We start from the raw sequence: 565 nt of genomic DNA, 5'->3' as shown, positions 1-565 counted from the left end.
ACATTCTTTTGTATTACAAGATTGACAAGCTACTCCTCTATATTTTGATGTATAATGATTATGTTCTCTTATCTTTTCTATATCTTCTGTGAATTCTATATCACACATATAACAATTAGTTGCTTTTTTAAATTCTTTCTCTTGTTGAAGTGTTAGTTTATGTTTAACTTTCTCATGATGACATAATCTATATATAGTGAAGTGCAAAAGAAACGCGAATTTTTCAGTTGGTGAGTAAAATGTCAATAGTGTTTTTTTTTTTTTTCCGCTGGCTATTATGAACTGATATCACTATAACTTTGCTTCCAGCGTTATGATTGGGAGTTTTTGAATCTCGCAAAGCTTTCATTCGTCGGTAAGGCAATACACAACTCACAGGTGAAGATTCGTCATTGGTACTCACTTACGGAATGTTGTGATCGGTGAGTTTGTGCTCACGCAGCCAAGCACTGCAGTCCTATAAATTCTGCGCCCCGAAAAGTTGATTTCAAATCAAAGCAGACATGTCACAGAGATGCCAAGACTTTCGGCTGAAAACCGCGAAAGAGCCATCGGCCGACTGGAG

At 36.6% G+C, this 565-nt stretch carries 1 protein-coding gene; it reads right to left on the bottom strand.

Going from position 1 to position 565, the window contains the following annotated elements:
* A partial coding sequence (locus F0L74_RS32975; protein WP_188316290.1) for an endonuclease domain-containing protein occupies nt 1-207 on the bottom strand: 207 nt, incomplete at its 3' end.
* Between the last annotated feature and the right edge of the window lie 358 nt (nt 208-565).

This window comes from Chitinophaga agrisoli (assembly GCF_008386695.1).
GTDB classification, from domain to species: Bacteria; Bacteroidota; Bacteroidia; order Chitinophagales; family Chitinophagaceae; genus Chitinophaga; species Chitinophaga agrisoli.
This window is presented reverse-complemented; position numbering and strand designations above follow the sequence as displayed.